The organism is Psychrobium sp. nBUS_13 (assembly GCF_051201665.1).
GTDB lineage: Bacteria > Pseudomonadota > Gammaproteobacteria > Enterobacterales > Psychrobiaceae > Psychrobium.
The window spans coordinates 19,739-38,198 of sequence record NZ_CP179211.1; the positions used below are offsets into that span (position 1 = coordinate 19,739).

Sequence of the window (18,460 nt, forward strand, 5' to 3'; positions counted from 1 at the left end):
ATATTCTTGACATATACAACAGTTAAGTTAAAGTAAGTATATACACAGCATATACAAGGGTTTTCAATATGGCTACAGCATCATTATTTACCAACGGCAAAAGCCAAGCGGTACGTATACCAAAAGATTTAGAGTTTGAAGGGATTAACGAAGTAGAGATAGTTCGTGACGGTGATTCTATTGTTATAACACCTAAGCGTAAGTCGTGGGCGAGCTTTTCTGATATAGATAAAGCCGACAACGATTTTATGGTTGAGCGTTCAGATGTTGTTGATGATGGTAGGGTTAACCTTTGAAAAAAACGTACATGTTAGATACGAATATTTGTTCTTTTATTATGCGTGAACGTCCATTACATTTACTAAAAGTACTACAAGCTCATGTTGAAAACAAAGACCGTATTGTTGTTTCAGCGATTACTTATGCAGAAATGCGCTTTGGTGCCATCGGTAAGAAAGCATCACCAAAACATAACATTATTGTTGATGAGTTTATGTCTCGTATTGATTGTGTTTTGGCGTGGGATCAAACTGCCGTTGAAGCTACCACAATAGTAAAAAAAGATTTGAGCGATAAAGGTACGCCGATTAGTGCTAATGACACGTCCATAGCAGGTCACGCTATTGCAAGCGATTGTGTTCTAGTAACGAATAACACTAGAGAATTTGAACGAGTTGTTGGTCTTCATATTGAAGACTGGACGCAAGAATAGTAACTAGCGAAACCCTTAGAGAATGGTCAACAGGCTAATCTAAAACAACGATATTGGAAAACATAATGGTGGTTTCTTGTTGTGGGGGGATTATCATACATTAAAAGAAATACACTCTTTTTGTATGAATGTTTCAGAAGAATCTCCAATTTTGGATAGTCAGGGACTTATTCCTGCTTTAGCTTATGACTTAAGAAAGGCTTACGAGAAGCGAAGAGAACTTTCAACGGAAACTATTTGGGATGATCAAGTTACGATATATGGAGTTGAACAGGTTTGGGTAACGTTTATTGTTCAACTGGCACTTATGCGAACATCATTGGCCTTTTTTGATACAAACAAAAAAGAGCAGTCAATAATGTATAAATTAGAAGCTTATTTAGAGGAAATATTACCGATTGCTTTCCCTAAACAGCACCGTGCAATATTAGCTGTCTACAGTTGGCTAGTTGGTACTCAAGAGCAACAAATTCAAGACATAATAGGCAGTAGGGTGTCATATTTCTTATCGCTGACAAAGCCAAAAAGAGCTAACGAGTTAGAACATATTTTGAAGTCTTTAGATCCAGTAATGGATTCATTTCTACGAAATCATCCACACCATCAATCAGCACAGTTTAACCCAACGATTTATGATTTGCATTCATGGGATACAGTGTCTAATTCGGCAAAAATTTAATTATTGTTATTTGTTGAAGCTAGACGTATTAAACAACCTTTATCCGACTGTGCCTGTTCTCACTGTAAATTAATGTAATAACATTGTTGTGACTTCAAACGAGTGTGTTATAGTTATTACTATGTTATTACAAAGGTAATTCTGTTATGGAAACTACAATTAGAAAATTTGGTAATTCAAAGGGGGCTATTATCCCTGCTGTTTTGCTAAAAGAGTTAGAGCTTGACGTTAACCACAAGGTTGATGCAAAGATTGAATCTGGTCGCCTTGTTATTGAGCCAATAATTGAAAAGCCAGAGTATACACTTGATCAATTACTCGCTCAGTCACCACCTGAAAGTGTGGCCTTAAATGATGAAGATAAATCGTGGCTGAATGACGCGCCAGTAGGTAGAGAAAAAGTAAATGATTAATAAGTATATTCCAAAGCGAGGGGACATTGTTTTCACTGATTTTGATCCTTCTTCTGGTCACGAACAGGCACATAAACGCCCAGCTTTGGTGTTATCACCAGAACCTTTTAATAATCAAATTCAGCTTGCTTTAGTTGCGCCAATTACCTCAACGGTTCGGGGTCATGGTTTTGAAGTAAAGCTAGATAGCTGCACTCAAACACAAGGCGTTGTACTTTGCCAGCAAGTGAAGACCATCGATTTTGAGTGTCGTGGTATAGAGTTCATTGAAAAAGCGTCAAAACGAGTTGTTGACGAAGCATTAGCACGAGTACGCGCTTTAGTTAGTTAACCTAAGTTGGAATAGCGAGTATGACTCTATGAATTAAATAATTGAGAGAAACACACTATTTAAAGTAGAAAAAATAATTAATGGAGCGGTTTAGTGAGTGAGCATCAATGTAAAGGCACAACAAAAAGTAATCATTCATGTAAAAATAGTGCAGGTGCCAGCGGATATTGTCACTTGCATAATCAATCACATCAATCTGATCCCGTTTCTATTGAAAATAATATCTCTTGGTGGCAAAAAACTGGATTTTTACAAGGAATGGGAGCCGGTATTATCGCTGGGGTGATAGCGATTTTTGTTGCCTTTACCCCTAATAAAATCCAACCAATAGTTCCACAAATCAAAGGTGGTGATGATTCTAGTATTCATACAGGGAATGGAGACATCATTCATCAGAGTTACGATGGTCTATCCCAATCACAATATAATAGATTGTTAAAGAAATTAAACGGCAACAATCGCTTACTTAACAGCCTCCTTGACCAATTAGACATCAAGAATTCCACCATATTTGAACTGACAGCAGATATTAAAAAAGCACAACAACGCATCACTAAATTGTTAGCTGACACATCAATTTCTCCGGAAGTTAAAGCATTGGTTCAAGCTGGTGAGTTAGATGAAGCAGAGCGATTAGTTGATGTTCATTATGCGGAACAGGTAAAAAACGACGAAATTAAGCTAGCTGCCAAACTGTACGAAAGAGCCAACATTAAAGAGCTAAAACTTAAATACGTAGAAGCAAAGGTAAATTTTGATAAAGCGGCAGCGCTGCAACCCAATAACGCCACTTATCAGAACAGAGCTGGATTGATTAATAGTGCCTTAGGCAACTATGATAAAGCCATCAACTATTTGGAATTGGCGTTAAAGAGTGACTTAAAAACGTTTGGTGAAAACCATCCTACCGTAGCCACTAGTCACAACAACCTTGGCGCTGCTTGGAAAGCTAAAGGTGAGTATGATAAAGCCATCAACTATTATGAATTGGCGTTAAAGAGTGGTTTAAAAACGTTTGGTGAAAACCATCCTACCGTAGCCATTAGTCACAACAACCTTGGCACTGCTTGGGAAGCTAAAGGTGAGTATGATAAAGCCATCAACTATTTGGAATTGGCGTTAAAAAACTTTACTAAATTATTTGGCGAAAATCACCAGAACACAAAAATTGTGAAGGGTAATTTGACTCAAGTGAAAGTTGAAATGACAAAAATTAAACATAAACAACGAATATTGGAATAGAGGCTTAGCTAGTTATGGAAAATAAAGGGCAAGGTATTTTATGTTAAAAATTGAAAATGGTAAGCGTAATGGTGGTTTTGTGTTGTGGGGAGATTATGACACATTAAAAGAAATACACTCTTTTTGTATGAATGTTTCAGAAAAATCCCCAATTTTGGATAGTCAGGGACTTATTCCTGCTTTAGCTTATGACTTAAGAAAGGCTTACGAGAAGCGAAGAGAACTTTCAACGGAAACTATTTGGGATGATCAAGTTACGATATATGGAGTTGAACAGGTTTGGGTAACGTTTATTGTCCAACTGGCACTTATGCGAACATCATTGGCCTTTTTTGATACAAACAAAAAAGAGCAGTCAATAATGTATAAATTAGAAGCTTATTTAGAGGAAATATTACCGATTGCTTTCCCTAAACAGCACCGTGCAATATTAGCTGTCTACAGTTGGTTAGTTGGTACTCAAGAGCAACAAATTCAAGACATAATAGGCAGTAGGGTGTCATATTTCTTATCGCTGACAAAGCCAAAAAGAGCTAACGAGTTAGAACATATTTTGAAGTCTTTAGATCCAGTAATGGATTCATTTCTACGAAATCATCCACACCATCAATCAGCACAGTTTAACCCAACGATTTATGATTTGCATTCATGGGATACAGTGTCTAATTCGGCAAAAATTTAATTATTGTTATTTGTTGAAGCTAGACGTATTAAACAACCTTTATCCGACTGTGTCTGTTCTCACTGCAAATTAATGTAATAACATTGTTGTAACTTCAAACGAGTGTGTTATAGTTATTACTATGTTATTACAAAGGTAATTCTGTTATGGAAACTACAATTAGAAAATTTGGTAATTCAAAGGGGGCTATTATCCCTGCTGTTTTGCTAAAAGAGTTAGAGCTTGACGTTAACCACAAGGTTGATGCAAAGATTGAATCTGGTCGCCTTGTTATTGAACCAATAATTGAAAAGCCAGAGTATACACTCGATCAATTGCTCGCTCAGTCACCACCTGAAAGTGTGGCCTTAAACGATGAAGATAAATCGTGGCTGAATGACGCGCCAGTAGGTAGAGAAAAAGTAAATGATTAATAAGTATATTCCAAAGCGAGGGGACATTGTTTTCACTGATTTTGATCCGTCTTCTGGTCACGAACAAGCACATAAACGCCCAGCTTTGGTGTTATCACCAGAACCTTTTAATAATCAAATTCAGCTTGCTTTAGTTGCGCCAATTACCTCAACGGTTCGGGGTCATGGTTTTGAAGTAAAGCTAGATAGCTGCACTCAAACACAAGGCGTTGTACTTTGCCAGCAAGTGAAGACCATCGATTTTGAGTGTCGTGGTATAGAGTTCATTGAAAAAGCGTCAAAACGAGTTGTTGACGAAGCATTAGCACGAGTACGCGCTTTAGTTAGTTAGCCTAAGTTGGAATAAAGTGAGAATAAAAATGGCAACAATGAATAATGTTAAACTTGATAAAGCCGTTGAAATTTACCCGTCTAAAACGGTCGGTAATATCTCCACATCATTAGAGGTTAAGTCTTTTTGGCTAACTCCTGAACAAGCCCAAGCTTTCGTAAAAGAATTGGTAGATTTAGGTTGTATAAAGTTAATAGAAGAAACGCTTCAAGGATTGTCGAAAAGAACCGACGGTACACCTTTAAAAACAGCTTTTCCGACACTTATAGAATTTGAAGTTGTGGCTAAAAAAGTTACATCATTGCCGAGTGAGTTTTTTGTAAACTTACAAGAGTGGTCAACCCAAGGTGCAACAGAAGTTAACCTCGATTTTGAAGAAAAATAACGCATTGGAATATAAAAAGTAGTAAAACAGCTAAAAACTGGGTGTTTAACGAAGATCAATTTAAGAAAGTCGAGGCAGAATAAATCTTCACGTTTAGAAACGCTATTGATTTTTTAGCTTTTGGTGATGACGTCTTTATTCGCGATAAAGCAAAGTATGAGTTGGGCTTAAATATTCGAGAAGGACTAGAAGCTAAACGAGACATTTTAGCCGATGCTTTTGCACAGCACGGTATTGTTGCTTGCGTTGATGATTTAAAAGTAGCAATAGGCACTAACAAAACCTTGCTCCGGCGTTTAGTTGCCATTGAGCAAACCCGATATTTTGAAGATCAAGAATTTATTGAGGATATGAAAACTGCCATTGATGATCATAAATTTGATTTACCCTCGAATGACGATGGTAAATTTATCATTGACGAAAACAACATCGATCTGTTCTTAAAACTTGTGAACGATAAACGCTTTATTTCACTGATTAAAAAGCAAATGGTTGATGCCGATGTGGTCGAAGTAGTGCAAGAGACCGTTTAACTTTTTATAAAAACATAAGAGAAATTTTGGTGTCAGATATTAATCTAAATGTAAAAGAACTCATTAAATATTACTGCGTAATGCAAGTTCCACCTGAGTATGCCTTATTGGTCAAAGGGCCATGGGGTTGTGGTAAGTCTCATCTTGTTAAAGACTCGATTGAGCAGCTTAAGGAATCTGACACTGAGCTTAAATTTCTCTATGTAAGTTTGTATGGCGTTAATAATATTGGTGATATTGAAGATAAATTTTTTGAACAGCTTAACCCTATACTTGCTAGTAAACCGCTGGTCTTTGCTGGTCGTATTGCAAAAGGAGTTTTGAAAGGTGCATTAAAATTAGATCTCGATGGTGATGGCAAAGCGGATGCTACAGCCAATTTGTCCGTACCTGACATCAATTTAGCTGATTATTTAACAGACACAAAAAATTGTATTTTGGTATTTGATGATCTTGAGCGCTGCGCTTTAAATTTGCAGGTGATCTTGGGTTATATCAATTATTTTGTTGAAAAAGATGGCTATAAGGTTGTCCTAATTGCAGATGAAGATAAATTGCTAACTCATCAAGATGAAGGTGAAAATACTCACAACTGTTATACCAACATTAAAGAAAAGTTGATTGGTAAAACTGTCCAAGTTGAAGCTGATATTAATGCTGTTTTCGATAGTTTAGTAAATGAAATATTTATCGGAGATGTAATTGTTCACAACATAATAGCAAAAGAGGCTGTTAAGCGTAATAAAGCGGTGATCATTAAAATATTTAATCAATCTGAGCATGAAAATCTACGTTCACTTAGAAAGGTTATTCTTGATTTGGCGCAGTGGTTTAACATTTTTGATGAAATGCTGATTAATAATGAAAGACTAGTTACCCAATTTCTATCGCTATTTATGGCGCTTTCTATGGAGATTCATGCTGGCGTCCTCAAGCCCAAAAAATTAAACAAACTTCTAAATTTTAATTACGTCTTAGATGGTTATGCCGATAATGATAATAGTGATATTCCTAACAAATTTGAGTTAATTAATGATAAATATGATTTAGACTTCAACGATATTTTATTTAGTGAAAGCTATTGGGTTCAGTTCTTCGATAAAGGCTATATTGACTCGGATAATATTGTTAATTCATTAAAAAATACCCAGTATTTCATGGAGGAAAGTACGCCTGATTGGAAACTGTTGTGGTATTTCATTAATCTGGAAGATGATGAGTTTGAACGGTTGCAAGAATCTGTACAGTTATCGTTAAATAATCGAGAGATTAATGATTTAGGTGCGATAAAACATATCGCTGGAATATTCTTATATCATTCCTCAATAGAGCTTAGTCAAAAGACTGCTTCTGATGTTGTTACTGAAATTTCGGATTACCTAGGTGATATATTTAGTAGCAAATGTGCCAACGTGTATGAGAAAATTTTTCAAGAGCTTAATGGCTTTGGTGGATACTCTGGTTTGGCATACCAAGGCCGAGAAATTGCCGAGTTCGTTCAAATATCTGATCTTATTAATAGTCACATCGATAGTGCGTTGAACGAACAATTGGCTACCTCATCTGCTGATGTGCTCCTTGCAATGAAAGATAACCCTGAAGAGGTAATCCCCTTATTCGATGGTGATGATCGCGAGGTTAGCATTTATTTTAATAAGCCAATACTACAGCACATTGCTGTCGATGAGTTTTTAGACGCTTTCTTGAAAATGCCTAACCCCATCAAACGTGAATTAGGTCATGTTTTAACCAAACGCTACGACGATTTGGATAAACATCGTGAATTAGTAAAGGAATGTGAGTGGTTCGAACAATTGACTAAGGCGATAGGGGCCAAACTTACACCTATGGCGGGAGGTGTTTCAGTCTACATTCTGAAAAATACATATGAAAAGTTGAATGAAATACTATCAAAAAGAGCGCAAGTTACAGAAATTGCTTAATAAACGCGTTAGTTAAACTAGAAAAATTAGGCTCAATTGTGGTCACTTTGTAACAAGCAAAATAAGCTGGATTCGTGACCGTTGAAGAATGGCTATTTAGATGAATAAATTTTAGGTTGGAATAAAAGATAAATGACAAAAGATGATTTTAATGAATGGGCTAAGAAATACGGCCTAAGCATTGAAGATGCGGGGGCGGTACTTGGCACATCAAGAGCCAATGCGTTTAAGTATGCTAACGGCTCAAGGCCAGTAAGTAAGGCTGTTCAATACGGCGCTGAGGCAATTGATTTACTGCCGAAAAAAGAAAGTCTCAAATTGATACAAAAAAGACTTGCTTAGTCTCAAAGTGAGACTATAATAGTTGTTAAGTAAATTAATTGAGTAAAAACAAATGAGAACATTAACATTCGAGCAGATTTCAGATGGCCGTTTTGGTGGGACTGAAAATAAGCTTAATGAAATTACAAATAATGTATTAGTCAAACTAAATGCATTAACTGGCGTAAAAGTAATTACCGAAGAAGTTCGCAAATTAGATTTTCCTGACGCTCCTAGCTGGAGGCAACGATTTTACGTTACAAAAACAGGAAGAAATGTCACTTGGAATGAAATATATGCAGCGGTCAATAGTGTGAAAGCCGTGCCATTTGATTTTAAGAGCGTGAAACTATAGTGGTAACAATTTACATGCGTTCGAATTGAGCGCATGAGTAAGTTAATTATTAACGTATTGGAATACAAGGAATAACGGAGAACAGATGATTACTTTAACGATAAAAAAAATAAGAACTAAAGGGGGTGTTTTTATCCTAGCTGCCTTTTTTTCAGTATTACCATTTACTTCTTCAGGAAATAATTACGCTATTACTGCTATGAAAGGTGAGGTTACATTTGATTATTCTAATAACGATGGGAGTTATTTTATTGGCTCTGGGGCAGCATTATTTGAAATTCATTTTTCTAGTGCAAGTAATCGTGCCGTTCATATTTACAAAGATCCGTCAACTATTCAAAAAATAGCCTTAGCCTATGAAGCTGATTCTTTTGCAGAGATAGGCGATGCTAAAAGGCTCGACTATTCATCCAGAACAAGAACGCCCCATATTAATGAAATAGTAGTGCTTGTCAATAAATCAGGTTATTACGCGGCTATTAAAATTCAAGAAGTACGGGCTAGAAGTCATAAAGCGAAAAGAGATAAAGTTACTTTTTCGTATGTTATTAATGATAAACAAAGTTCGGTTTTTTAATTAAAAATTAACATTGGAATAAATAAAAATTCTTAATAATTAGATGGTCACAGTACCGCTGGGAAAACGTTGAACAATACTTATCTGATATTAGTGTTTTAAGCATTTCGTTTGAGCTATTAAATGATAAGAGAAACATTGATTACCATTTATTTAGGGGTCATGACGATTCAGATTGTGAATTGAGGTTTATTTCAGGAAATTTAGCGGCAAAAGATAAAAAACATGAATGTTGGACTACAAGCAGGTCTATCGCAAATAGTTTTGCAATAAGGAAAGAAAATGGGGTTCTTATGGAGAAATCGGTTAGTTCAAAAGAGGTCTTATTTGATGTTCGAGTTCTTACCAACTCTCTGTCTGAAAAAGTTAAGTGTAAATATTATGATCTTCAAAATCTTGAAGAAGAAGTGGTCTTAAAGGTGTTGGAATAGAACGTCGATTTACAAAACGCGAAAATCGGCGCTACATTTTGTCGATATGTCGAAGTTAAGCAAATATTGGAATAGGGAGTGTAGCAACCATATTTAATTAATAATTAAAAAAATCTAAAAACGGTTAAAAAATTACCTCTATTGAATCACTAAATCTGTAAATATTTATTGTCGATAATAAATGAGCGCTTACAGTGTTAAAAAAAATAATAGTTACGTCAGTGTTATTCCTTTCTATCTTTCTCCTCTTTGAGTTATTTTTGCTGAGGTTCGTATTTTCATTCCCAGCGCCATTACACAGTTGTTTAGATGCCAGCCTTTTTATTATTGACAAGTGGGACAAACAATATACTCGTGGAGACGTCATGGCGTTTGAATTTCAACGTGATAACGATATCGTTTATGGTGATAAATCAATGCAGTTTATAAAAAGAATATCTGCAACTGGTGGTGATCTAGTCAAGATTAAATCGTCTCACGTATCAATTAATGAAAATGCACCGATAGAGTTATCAATGATTCTCAGTGCGCATGCCTTAAAAGTAGATCCACAAGATTATGAAAGAGATATACAAGTGCCTGAAAATAGTTTTTTTGCGCTCGGTGAAACGTTGAATAGTTACGACTCTAGGTATTGGGGAACGTTAGATAACTCTAAAATAATAGGAAAAGCCTATGCCATTTTTTAGCGTACTATTGGTGACGTTCATGCTGGTTTCATCAATCAATCTCTATGCTAAAGACTCTAACAGCGGGGATAAGTCTTGGTTGTCCAAGCAGCAGATGGAAGCTCAAAAGGCAATTAACAGTGCGAGAACTAATGGACTACTTGATGGCTTGGATTTAAATCCTAAGCTTTCACAAAAGCAGCTTGAAGAAGCGAATAAAGTAGCTCAAAAATCCTTAACGATTCTTAACAAGTCATTGCCGATTACACCACAGAAAAACAAACCAGCTAAATCTTTATTTGAAAATGTTGATGGTGCCATCTTTATAAGCTTTTCGATGCCACGAACAGCAATTATTGAAGCACTAAAAGTGGCAAGCACCAATAACTTGACTGTAATTATAAAAGGTTTTATCGCTAATACAAAAGATATAAGGCCTACTTTGAAAGTGGTAAATGAATTGTCTTCAGCGGCTGGTGTAGAGCCTAATATTGGTATTGATCCTATTGAATTTGACCGTTACAGCGTTAGTGCTGTGCCGACAATTGTACTTAAGAGTAATGGAAGGGTAACTAAAGCTGCAGGTTTATTAAATATTGAGTTTGTTAGTAATGCTCATGCAGATATCCAAGAAAGAGATTCTTTTTTCGACATGGGAGTGCACGGACCGATTTTTAACGTTGAAGAGTTATCAATCATAGAGTCGATGAAATCGTCAATCAAAGATATCGACTGGGAGCAGAAAAAAGCGAATGCCGTTAAACGGTTTTGGTCAAATCAAAAACAGGTTGTCCTACCTGACTCTATTACAAATGAAGCATGGCAAATAGATCCTACGGTTCGCGTTAGAAAAGATATTAAAAATTCAAAAGGGCTGATATTAGCGCGTGCTGGTCAAGTGACTAATCCTTTTAAAAAATTCAATATTAAGATAACCATCTTAATTATCAATGCGGCTAAAAATGAACAATTACAATGGGCAAAACATCAGATTAAATCTAGCTTAGGTGCATTTCAAATCCACGTAACAGGTATCAATGCAAAAGCCGGCTGGAAAGACATTGAGCGTATTAGAAGTGAATTGGGTGCGCCTATATTCAAAATGCCTGATGAAGTACGTACTAAATTTAGTGTAAAAGCCTTACCTACTAAAATATCAACAAACAATGATGGAACGCTAAACGTTGAGCAGTTTAATTCTCGTGAGTTAATTAAGACGTCAAGGGAACTTAAATGAAAAACCTACTTTTAGTGTCGTTGGGGGTGATGATTGGTATCTATTTAATGGCAAATCATCCGTCTGTGGCTCAATTAATTTGGGACACGGCGATAGAGTGGATGGCAAGGATTGAAGCCATGTTGCAAAGGTAAAAATATGAATTTTTTTAAGCTATTTTTTATAATCATCCCAATGGTATTTGTTTTAAAAGTTTCAGCAAATGCGGCTGATGGCAAAAGTGATTTTGGTTGTAATGATGCGAAAATTTTTAGTGGGATAGTCGAAGATATATGTTGGTCATGCTTTCTTCCTGTTCGGCTTATGGGTGCTGGTTCAAAGCCTGATGGTGCTGCTGATTCAACGCCATTATGCATGTGTAAAGATAGAGCAGGAATTCCTGAATTTGGCTATCAATTAGGGATGTGGAAGCCAGCGAGATTAATAGAATTAGTTACAACGCCGTGGTGTAGTCCGTCTCTTGGCGGTATTAAATTACAAGATGATTTATTTTCTTTAGGCGCCGGTGCCAATATTCCAGCTGACGAGGACGTTTCTAATATCGCTAATTATCAATACCACTATTTCTCATTTCCAATTTTTGAAATGTTAGAAATATTGTATTTACCTAATTGCGGTAGTGACTATGTTGATTTTGACTTGATGTATTTATCTGAGCTTGATCCTACTTGGCAAAATGATTTATTGGCAATTGTCTTGTCTCCTGAAGCCGTTATTTTTGCAAACCCTATCGCTAAAGCATGGTGCACGGCTGACTGTATTTTAACGACAAATGGCGTATCTCAAGAATCTACGTATGGGTGTGCAGGCTGTGATGGGTCGCTATATCCATTTACTGGCAATGTTAATTATGGGGATGATCCTGTTAGGGTTAGTTCCTTATTGTCTCAGCGTGTACTAGCCTCCCTACATCGAAAAGGATTAGCACGAAAAACAATTGGAAATGCAGCTATGTGTAAAGCTGAGTTTTGGCCAATGATACCTAAATCTCAATACAAGATGTCCATGCTTTATCCTGTTCCAGAAGCATCATCAGATAAAAATCCAATGACTGATAATGGAACCCCATTAGCCAAAGATCGAAAAACATGTTGTCACCCTTTAGGTGAGTCTATTCATAAGTGGTCTACTGCGGCTGGTGGGCGAGTAAGGCCAGGAAAAGAAGATTTTGTTTACATGGCTTGGCGATATAGTGATTGCTGCGTTATTAATCAACCTGCAGGTAGTGATTAGTTATGGAAAATAAGCCGATATCGCTAAGCAGAGTAGCAGTAACGTATTCAGTTATTGCTACTATGCTTGTGCAATCTTTTCATTTTGCATTTTTAACGCTACTACCAGTATTTACAATGACTCCATTTCAAATTGCATATGCTAGTGATAGCGAAAAGTGGACCGACTTAAGAAAAAAATATGATACTGCCAATCCAGAAAATAACTATACAAACAATGATCGACTAAATAAGACACTCGCCAAGTATAAAGACCAAAAGCAAAAGCCCAATATCGAACAAAAACTGATCTCAAAATATTACCAAACCCCTCCCAAAGATAAAAAAAAAGTAAATCTATCTAAATACCCCATTATTGGTGCGAACTTCAATGATGACTTTCAGCAAAGTATCAATACAGCCCGATCATTATTTTCAAACGTAGCTGTACCTGAGTCTTCACAATCTGGTGATCTTAATATTAAGTATAATCCTGATGGTGTTGAGTTAAGTAAAGACAAAGACGGAAACTACTCTGCGACTTACGATAAAAGCGGTGAAATGATTAATCGGGTATCGCAAGATGAGTATACCTCTTCTGAAATTGGCCATTCTAAGACCACTTTTACTGCAGATCAAAGTTACGGTGATGAGAAAAACTTTTATAGCCAAGGAAAAACAAAACTAAATAGTCTCAAAACAAGTACAGCTAGTGATGGTTTAGTATATCAAATGCTCCAAGCGGCTGATGAAAGTAATCCTGTACCAGAAATTAATCACAGAGACTCGATGTTTGATTACGGCTATGAGGCTGTTAATAATGCTATCCAAAGCTCTGGAGGTTTGTTTGAGGCGTGTGCAGATACAACGGTTAAAAGAGTAGATAATGTTCATTATAGTACGTGGGATTATCATAGTTGTGCGGCTGTAAACCAGAATAATAAAAATTATTGCGAAGTCCAAAGAGAGTACATTCCAACTACGATTATTGAGAATTATGAAGGTAATGGAAAATTATCACGTTGTGGTGAAAATTGTTTAGAAATTGAATTTGGTGAACTCGGGGAGAAAACGAAAAAAGAGGGCCAGTGTTGGGATGTTAATTACAACGCTAACCTCCAGCTTAGCGATAAGGTGAAAATATCGCATACCAATCTTACATATAGTATAGAAGATCACGCGAAGTTAGCTGTTAATGGTCAAGATGTTTGGTCGAATATCAAAGGTGTGCAAGGCACTGGTGGAACCCTCCCAAACAAAGGGGACGGTTGTCTAGCTCGACCAACGTGGTCTGGCACTGACCAAGGTAATTTATTACCTGAACTCCAAAAAGTAGTTAATGGACTCGGTGATCAGGCAAATCTGAACTTCACTGTTAGATATGGAGAAGAAGGCGAAGGACATATGAAAGTCCGTATGTACTTCACTGCACTAGATGGTGGTGAATTAGGGCTGAGGTTTAAACAGTCTCCAGAAGGTTGTTACGATAAATTAACGAAAGAAGCGAAGATTGCTAATCCGTTAGATTTTACAAAAGTATCACTTCCTACGACCTTTACAACCTCCGTTAACATAGCTTCTCAAGGGCGAGACATTCTCACTGGCGATTTTGATTTAGTCAAAGGGGAAGTTAGATGGAATGAAGCCCTAAATGATTCTCCAATCCAAACTCGAATATCAGAAATAGAAAAAATTAGCTATGGAACAGTGTGTAGTGCAATTCCTTCAAAAATATCCGCTCAAGCACAAGTATGGACAGATTATAATTTACCCGGAATCAAAGACGAGAGCGTTAATTATCGCATCACTCAGGCTCCTACGTGTGAAAACGGATTAAAAGGGCAAATACAAATAAGGGATCAACAGTCAGGCGATCAAGTGGAGTGGACGCTTGGAGTTTCAGCAAAGATTAAATTCACATTTGAAGCAGTTCAAAGTAATTATATCCCGGTATCTAACGATAAATTTGGGTTTTGTACCTTTGACGAGTATCAAATATTAGATCAAGGGAGTGGTGGCTTTCCTGATGAAATTTTAGAGCTTGTTCCTCAATGGTTTTTTTCTGATACCGGTTTAAAAACATGGAAAATTAATTTAAAAGGGTTTAATTGTGATCCACTCAAAGGCAATAAGCATTGTGTTACAAATGCTGCAGGTGAACAAGAATGTTATTCATTTAATGAATTAAAAGAGAAGCCTTCTCAATGTAACAGTTACGTAGAAGATGACAGCTGCATAGAAGTCAATAGAACGTGTGGAGAGGGTTGGGAAGTCGATGGGCGATGTTTAATATCAACCGTTGAGTATAAGTGTGATGTGGGTAATTCATACGAAATAACGACTGAAGAAAATACTAATGCTTGTGCTGAAACGTTACCCTGTGTAGACGGTAGCTGTGATTACGGAGAGCGAGAGAAAAACGAACAGTTTATTGATGCTATGGCTATGGCCTCAACCCTACAGCATATGGAAGATGATATGCAATGTGACGACCCAGCGGATTTGACTACTTGTAGGGTATTTAATGGTGAGGGTAAATTCTGCTCTTGGGAGCTTTCCGGTTTAGGTACTGATTGTTGTGAGTCTCCCGGTGGTATCGATATATTTTCTTACGCTTCTGCGGCTCAAGGTATTATGCAAGCAGATGCTTATGCTGCAGGATTGGAATCTACTAATGCTGTAGTGAATAGCTATCAATCCTTGAGAGAACCAATAGCTGATGGTATCACAACGGCATGGGAAGCTGTTTCACAACCTATAACCGACGCATTTACCAGTGCTGCAGGAACAGCAGCTGGGGAAGTTGCGACAAGTGAGGGTGCGAAGCAAGTTGCTGAAGAGGGGGTGATGAGTCAGTTGGGGCAAACAGCAATGAACTTCATGGCTGAAAACTTACCAGCTGATTTAAGCGAAGCACTATTTACTCAAGCGGCAACAGAAGCTGGCGGGCAGGGAGCTGGAGATTACGTTCTATCAGAAGGTGCTAGCCAAGTGGTTTCAGTCTTAGGTTATATCTATGGTGCATATGTTATTTATCAATATGTAAAATTGGCACTTCAATTGTTGACGGCTTGTCATGATTACGAAGGTGATATGGGCATTAAACTGGAAACTAAGCAGTGTATACCCGTCGCGCAGCCTTATTGTCACGATAAATTTTTAGGTACCTGCTTAGTTAGACGAAGAGATTATTGTTGTTACGGTTCGATACTGGCAAGAATAATCATGGAGCAAGCATCGCCGATGGTTGGGCATGATTTAACGCAGCTTTCCGATGATGTCATAGATGAATCTGAAATTAGAGCGTGTCCTGGTCTAACGCCTGAACAGTTAGCAAATTTAGATTTTAGTAAAATAAATTTAAATGAATGGACTAATATTATGCTTCAATCAGGAATTATTAGTAACGATAATACCGAAGAAAGCCTCACTGGTGATGGACGAATGATAAATAGTGGTATCAGAGTAACAACTACAGAGCGAACTAAGGATAGGGTAGGCAATTCAAATTTGGCTGATCATGCAATTAATGCAGCTAAAAAAATCAAGGAAGAGAACATCGATTGCTCGCTAGTACCAAGACCGACAGTATGTTATTTGAATGATGATTAGTAATTTTTTTGTAAATTGCGCGGTTAATTAATAAAGATAGAATAACACCATCTACATAAGGAAATAATTATGAAAAACACATTAGCAATATCACTTTTAATGGCGCTAGCTTTTCTTTCAGGGTGTGCATCAACTGGACCTAAAGACGATGAGCCACTAGTAACGGAAGCCTTTGAAATCAACACAAACTCTTCTTTTGCGAAGAATGTAATGAAGCTTGCTGGTTCCAATAAGTTTGTTGATTCAACCGATGGGAATGACATTACTAGAACTGTTCGAGGAGGGTATTTAGGCACGGCAGCTAGTTTAGCTCAGTTTGATCTATTTGGTGCTTTATCGAATTCAGCGACTAATTCACTCATTGAAAATGAACCTTTAGTTAAAGGCGCAAGTTTCTTTTTGACAGTACCAGTAAGAACGCTAGAACTTTCTCGGGAAGAGCAAGAGGTTGCGAGAAATGATGGGAATGCTAGATTAATTAAAATTTTAAAAAATGCTGATATAGAAATTAAAGAACTAATAGTAAACAAGCGCTTGTTCACAGAATACTATGCTAGCTCTAATATGTGTGATTTGACTGAAAAACAAATTACGACTAGTTATCGCACGTGTAAAACAAGCATTACCAAAGGCATTATTCTAAGAACCGCAGTACTCAATGGTAAAATAGTTGCAGTAATACGCTATCAAATACCTTTTGCTAATCAATTGATAAAAACCGCAGATTATCTTGAAGAGAGTGAATATTTCTTTATGCCATTAAAAGTGGGGCGTAAAGTGGCAATTATAGCCCCACAACCATTCGTTCTGAATAAAGGACGTGTTCATTACTTCAAAACTGGTGCTAAATTTGAAGATGGACAGCCATTATCAAAGATAGAATTATTTTGGTACGTTGATGAAAGTATATCTGCTACTGGTTCTGATTTATTCTTCAGCGTTGATATGGATACCTTAGAATTGGTTCCAGTTAAGGAATAAGGAATGCGCTACACTACGGTGATTTATTTAGTTTCTTTGTGTTTGTTAGCTGGTGGACTTCAAGCCACCAGCTTAGCTAATACGCCCGGCAAAGAAATAAGGTACGAATTAGTTAAAGCTACTGTCAAGGTTGGTAGTGGCTATAAGTCAGATTCCCAAGCCTATGCAGCTGGAATTACTGCATTAAAAGTCAAGGGTGCCGCTTTGTTGGCCACTAACGTTGTGAAGGAGTATGTTTCTACTCCGCACAAGTTTAAAGATGTAGTAAGAATCAATTCAACATCCGTCGTCAAACTATCAAACATTAGCACCACTCAAAAGAATGGTGTTCTGCACATATCTGCTAATGTTGAGCTCGATGACGCTCAGCTCATAGCAAAAATGAAAGAAGAGATATTGTTATCGCAGAGTAAACAAAAACTAAAAGAGTATCGCTACTTAAAAGATTTGATTGAACAAGGTCAAAACGCCAATAAATGGAATGGGCTAGCTGATAAGATTGCCTCTACTACCCGTTATAAAATTGATATGGATTACTTAAAAACTAAGTCAAAAATCAATAAAATTAGTAAGAAAGCAAAGTTAGACGCATTAAAAAAGAAAGTCGATGATGTTAATGCTAGGGTTCTAGCTACCGTAAAACAAAATCCATTACTATTCGTTTCAGAAGTACACATTTGTGAAAATGATGTAGGTCGAAAAATACAGTATATAAACAATTCAGTCAGTAAATTTTTAATTAAGTGGTGGGATTTTTATAGTGATAGGCCGAATCCTCCTACGAATAAGAATGCATTTGACTTAAATTATCCCCTTAATATTAATGCTTATAAATGTATTGATGTCGTTGTGACGCTAAATACTAAGAGCATGAGTATTGTTGAGAAAGCTTTTCAGCAGTTTCAAATAGAGAAAAAGAAATATTACAAGGAACTAAGGCTAGCTCCTGATGAAGAAGTGCCTAATGTATTGCTCCCTGAAAGAGCTATCACAATAAATTCACAGCTTGTATTTGGCTTATTGGCTGATGGCAGAAACCTAACTGATTTAGATAGAGCTTATGTTAAATATCTTAGTAAAGATGAAGAGCGTTCGCCGGTAAAAGGATATTTTTCATTCTTAAGATTCAGTTATATAAATAACAAGCTTACATATACTTGGAAAAACACGGCTGATAACGACAAGTGCTTAGATAATGGCGTTTATTTTAAAAAAGATTATCCAAGTTGCTATGCTGGCGAACGCTTATTACCGTTATATTCTTATATTCGCGCAGATAAACATTCACAAGTGACATATACAGCTAGGGTTTTTTACGGTGCTGGTAGCTTAGATATTGAATCTATTGATACGATTTATAAGAACTAATTGATGATGGTTATAAAAAATCTCCAAAACTCTTC

The 18,460-nt window shown here is 36.7% G+C and carries 22 protein-coding genes; all 22 read left to right on the forward strand.

Translation table 11 applies throughout. The features are described 5' to 3' along the window. Positions 1-68 precede the first annotated feature (68 nt). Entirely contained in the window at positions 69-296 is a 228-nt protein-coding gene (vapB, locus tag ACMAZF_RS20160; protein ID WP_435277343.1) for a type II toxin-antitoxin system VapB family antitoxin, read from the forward strand. Continuing rightward, positions 293-712 carry a type II toxin-antitoxin system VapC family toxin gene (locus tag ACMAZF_RS20165; protein ID WP_435277344.1) on the forward strand — a complete coding sequence of 140 codons (420 nt, stop codon included), beginning with the start codon at positions 293-295 and terminating at the stop codon, positions 710-712. The genes vapB and ACMAZF_RS20165 overlap by 4 nt, the downstream gene beginning before the upstream one ends. 52 nt (positions 713-764) lie before the next feature. Further along, the gene (locus tag ACMAZF_RS20170) at positions 765-1,391 is read left to right on the forward strand and encodes a DUF6904 family protein (protein ID WP_435277369.1); all 627 of its coding nucleotides are present in this window, start codon (positions 765-767) and stop codon (positions 1,389-1,391) included. Positions 1,392-1,537: 146 nt separating this feature from the next. Then, positions 1,538-1,804, forward strand: a complete 267-nt coding sequence (locus ACMAZF_RS20175; protein WP_435277345.1) for an AbrB/MazE/SpoVT family DNA-binding domain-containing protein — start codon at positions 1,538-1,540, stop codon at positions 1,802-1,804. Further along, positions 1,797-2,135, forward strand: coding sequence for a type II toxin-antitoxin system PemK/MazF family toxin (locus ACMAZF_RS20180; protein ID WP_435277346.1), 339 nt, complete (start codon positions 1,797-1,799; stop codon positions 2,133-2,135). The genes ACMAZF_RS20175 and ACMAZF_RS20180 overlap by 8 nt, the downstream gene beginning before the upstream one ends. Positions 2,136-2,228: 93 nt before the next feature. Next, entirely contained in the window at positions 2,229-3,377 is a 1,149-nt protein-coding gene (locus ACMAZF_RS20185; protein ID WP_435277347.1) for a tetratricopeptide repeat protein, read from the forward strand. 40 nt (positions 3,378-3,417) lie between these two features. Continuing rightward, positions 3,418-4,059, forward strand: a complete 642-nt coding sequence (locus tag ACMAZF_RS20190; RefSeq protein WP_435277348.1) for a DUF6904 family protein — start codon at positions 3,418-3,420, stop codon at positions 4,057-4,059. Positions 4,060-4,205: 146 nt separating this feature from the next. Then, positions 4,206-4,472: an AbrB/MazE/SpoVT family DNA-binding domain-containing protein gene (locus ACMAZF_RS20195; RefSeq protein ID WP_435277345.1), complete on the forward strand. Its 267-nt coding sequence runs from the start codon at positions 4,206-4,208 to the stop codon at positions 4,470-4,472. Continuing rightward, positions 4,465-4,803, forward strand: coding sequence for a type II toxin-antitoxin system PemK/MazF family toxin (locus tag ACMAZF_RS20200; protein ID WP_435277346.1), 339 nt, complete (start codon positions 4,465-4,467; stop codon positions 4,801-4,803). The genes ACMAZF_RS20195 and ACMAZF_RS20200 overlap by 8 nt, the downstream gene beginning before the upstream one ends. A gap of 28 nt (positions 4,804-4,831) precedes the next feature. Further along, positions 4,832-5,188, forward strand: a complete 357-nt coding sequence (locus tag ACMAZF_RS20205) for a hypothetical protein (protein WP_435277349.1) — start codon at positions 4,832-4,834, stop codon at positions 5,186-5,188. 83 nt (positions 5,189-5,271) lie between these two features. Next, positions 5,272-5,721 (forward strand): Kiwa anti-phage protein KwaB-like domain-containing protein, encoded by a 450-nt coding sequence (locus ACMAZF_RS20210; protein WP_435277370.1) that lies wholly within the window; start codon positions 5,272-5,274, stop codon positions 5,719-5,721. 29 nt (positions 5,722-5,750) lie between these two features. Next, positions 5,751-7,664: a P-loop NTPase fold protein gene (locus ACMAZF_RS20215; RefSeq protein WP_435277350.1), complete on the forward strand. Its 1,914-nt coding sequence runs from the start codon at positions 5,751-5,753 to the stop codon at positions 7,662-7,664. A gap of 132 nt (positions 7,665-7,796) precedes the next feature. Beyond that, positions 7,797-8,006, forward strand: coding sequence for a hypothetical protein (locus ACMAZF_RS20220; RefSeq protein WP_435277351.1), 210 nt, complete (start codon positions 7,797-7,799; stop codon positions 8,004-8,006). A 52-nt stretch (positions 8,007-8,058) separates the two neighbouring features. Next, complete coding sequence (locus ACMAZF_RS20225; RefSeq protein WP_435277352.1) at positions 8,059-8,340, forward strand: hypothetical protein; 282 nt, start codon at positions 8,059-8,061, stop codon at positions 8,338-8,340. An 85-nt stretch (positions 8,341-8,425) separates the two neighbouring features. After that, entirely contained in the window at positions 8,426-8,917 is a 492-nt protein-coding gene (locus tag ACMAZF_RS20230; protein WP_435277353.1) for a hypothetical protein, read from the forward strand. Between the two features lie 652 nt (positions 8,918-9,569). After that, positions 9,570-10,037, forward strand: coding sequence for a signal peptidase I (lepB, locus tag ACMAZF_RS20235; RefSeq protein WP_435277371.1), 468 nt, complete (start codon positions 9,570-9,572; stop codon positions 10,035-10,037). Between the two features lie 94 nt (positions 10,038-10,131). Next, the gene (locus ACMAZF_RS20240; protein WP_435277354.1) at positions 10,132-11,253 is read left to right on the forward strand and encodes a TrbC family F-type conjugative pilus assembly protein; all 1,122 of its coding nucleotides are present in this window, start codon (positions 10,132-10,134) and stop codon (positions 11,251-11,253) included. Then, positions 11,250-11,387 carry a hypothetical protein gene (locus tag ACMAZF_RS20245; protein WP_435277355.1) on the forward strand — a complete coding sequence of 46 codons (138 nt, stop codon included), beginning with the start codon at positions 11,250-11,252 and terminating at the stop codon, positions 11,385-11,387. Before ACMAZF_RS20240 ends, ACMAZF_RS20245 begins: the two co-directional genes overlap by 4 nt. 4 nt (positions 11,388-11,391) lie before the next feature. Then, the gene (locus ACMAZF_RS20250; RefSeq protein ID WP_435277356.1) at positions 11,392-12,486 is read left to right on the forward strand and encodes a TraU family protein; all 1,095 of its coding nucleotides are present in this window, start codon (positions 11,392-11,394) and stop codon (positions 12,484-12,486) included. 2 nt (positions 12,487-12,488) lie between these two features. Then, complete coding sequence (gene traN, locus ACMAZF_RS20255; protein WP_435277357.1) at positions 12,489-16,076, forward strand: conjugal transfer protein TraN; 3,588 nt, start codon at positions 12,489-12,491, stop codon at positions 16,074-16,076. Between the two features lie 69 nt (positions 16,077-16,145). After that, the gene (locus ACMAZF_RS20260) at positions 16,146-17,057 is read left to right on the forward strand and encodes a hypothetical protein (RefSeq protein ID WP_435277358.1); all 912 of its coding nucleotides are present in this window, start codon (positions 16,146-16,148) and stop codon (positions 17,055-17,057) included. A 3-nt stretch (positions 17,058-17,060) separates the two neighbouring features. Further along, positions 17,061-18,425, forward strand: coding sequence for a hypothetical protein (locus ACMAZF_RS20265; protein WP_435277359.1), 1,365 nt, complete (start codon positions 17,061-17,063; stop codon positions 18,423-18,425). Positions 18,426-18,460 lie beyond the last annotated feature (35 nt).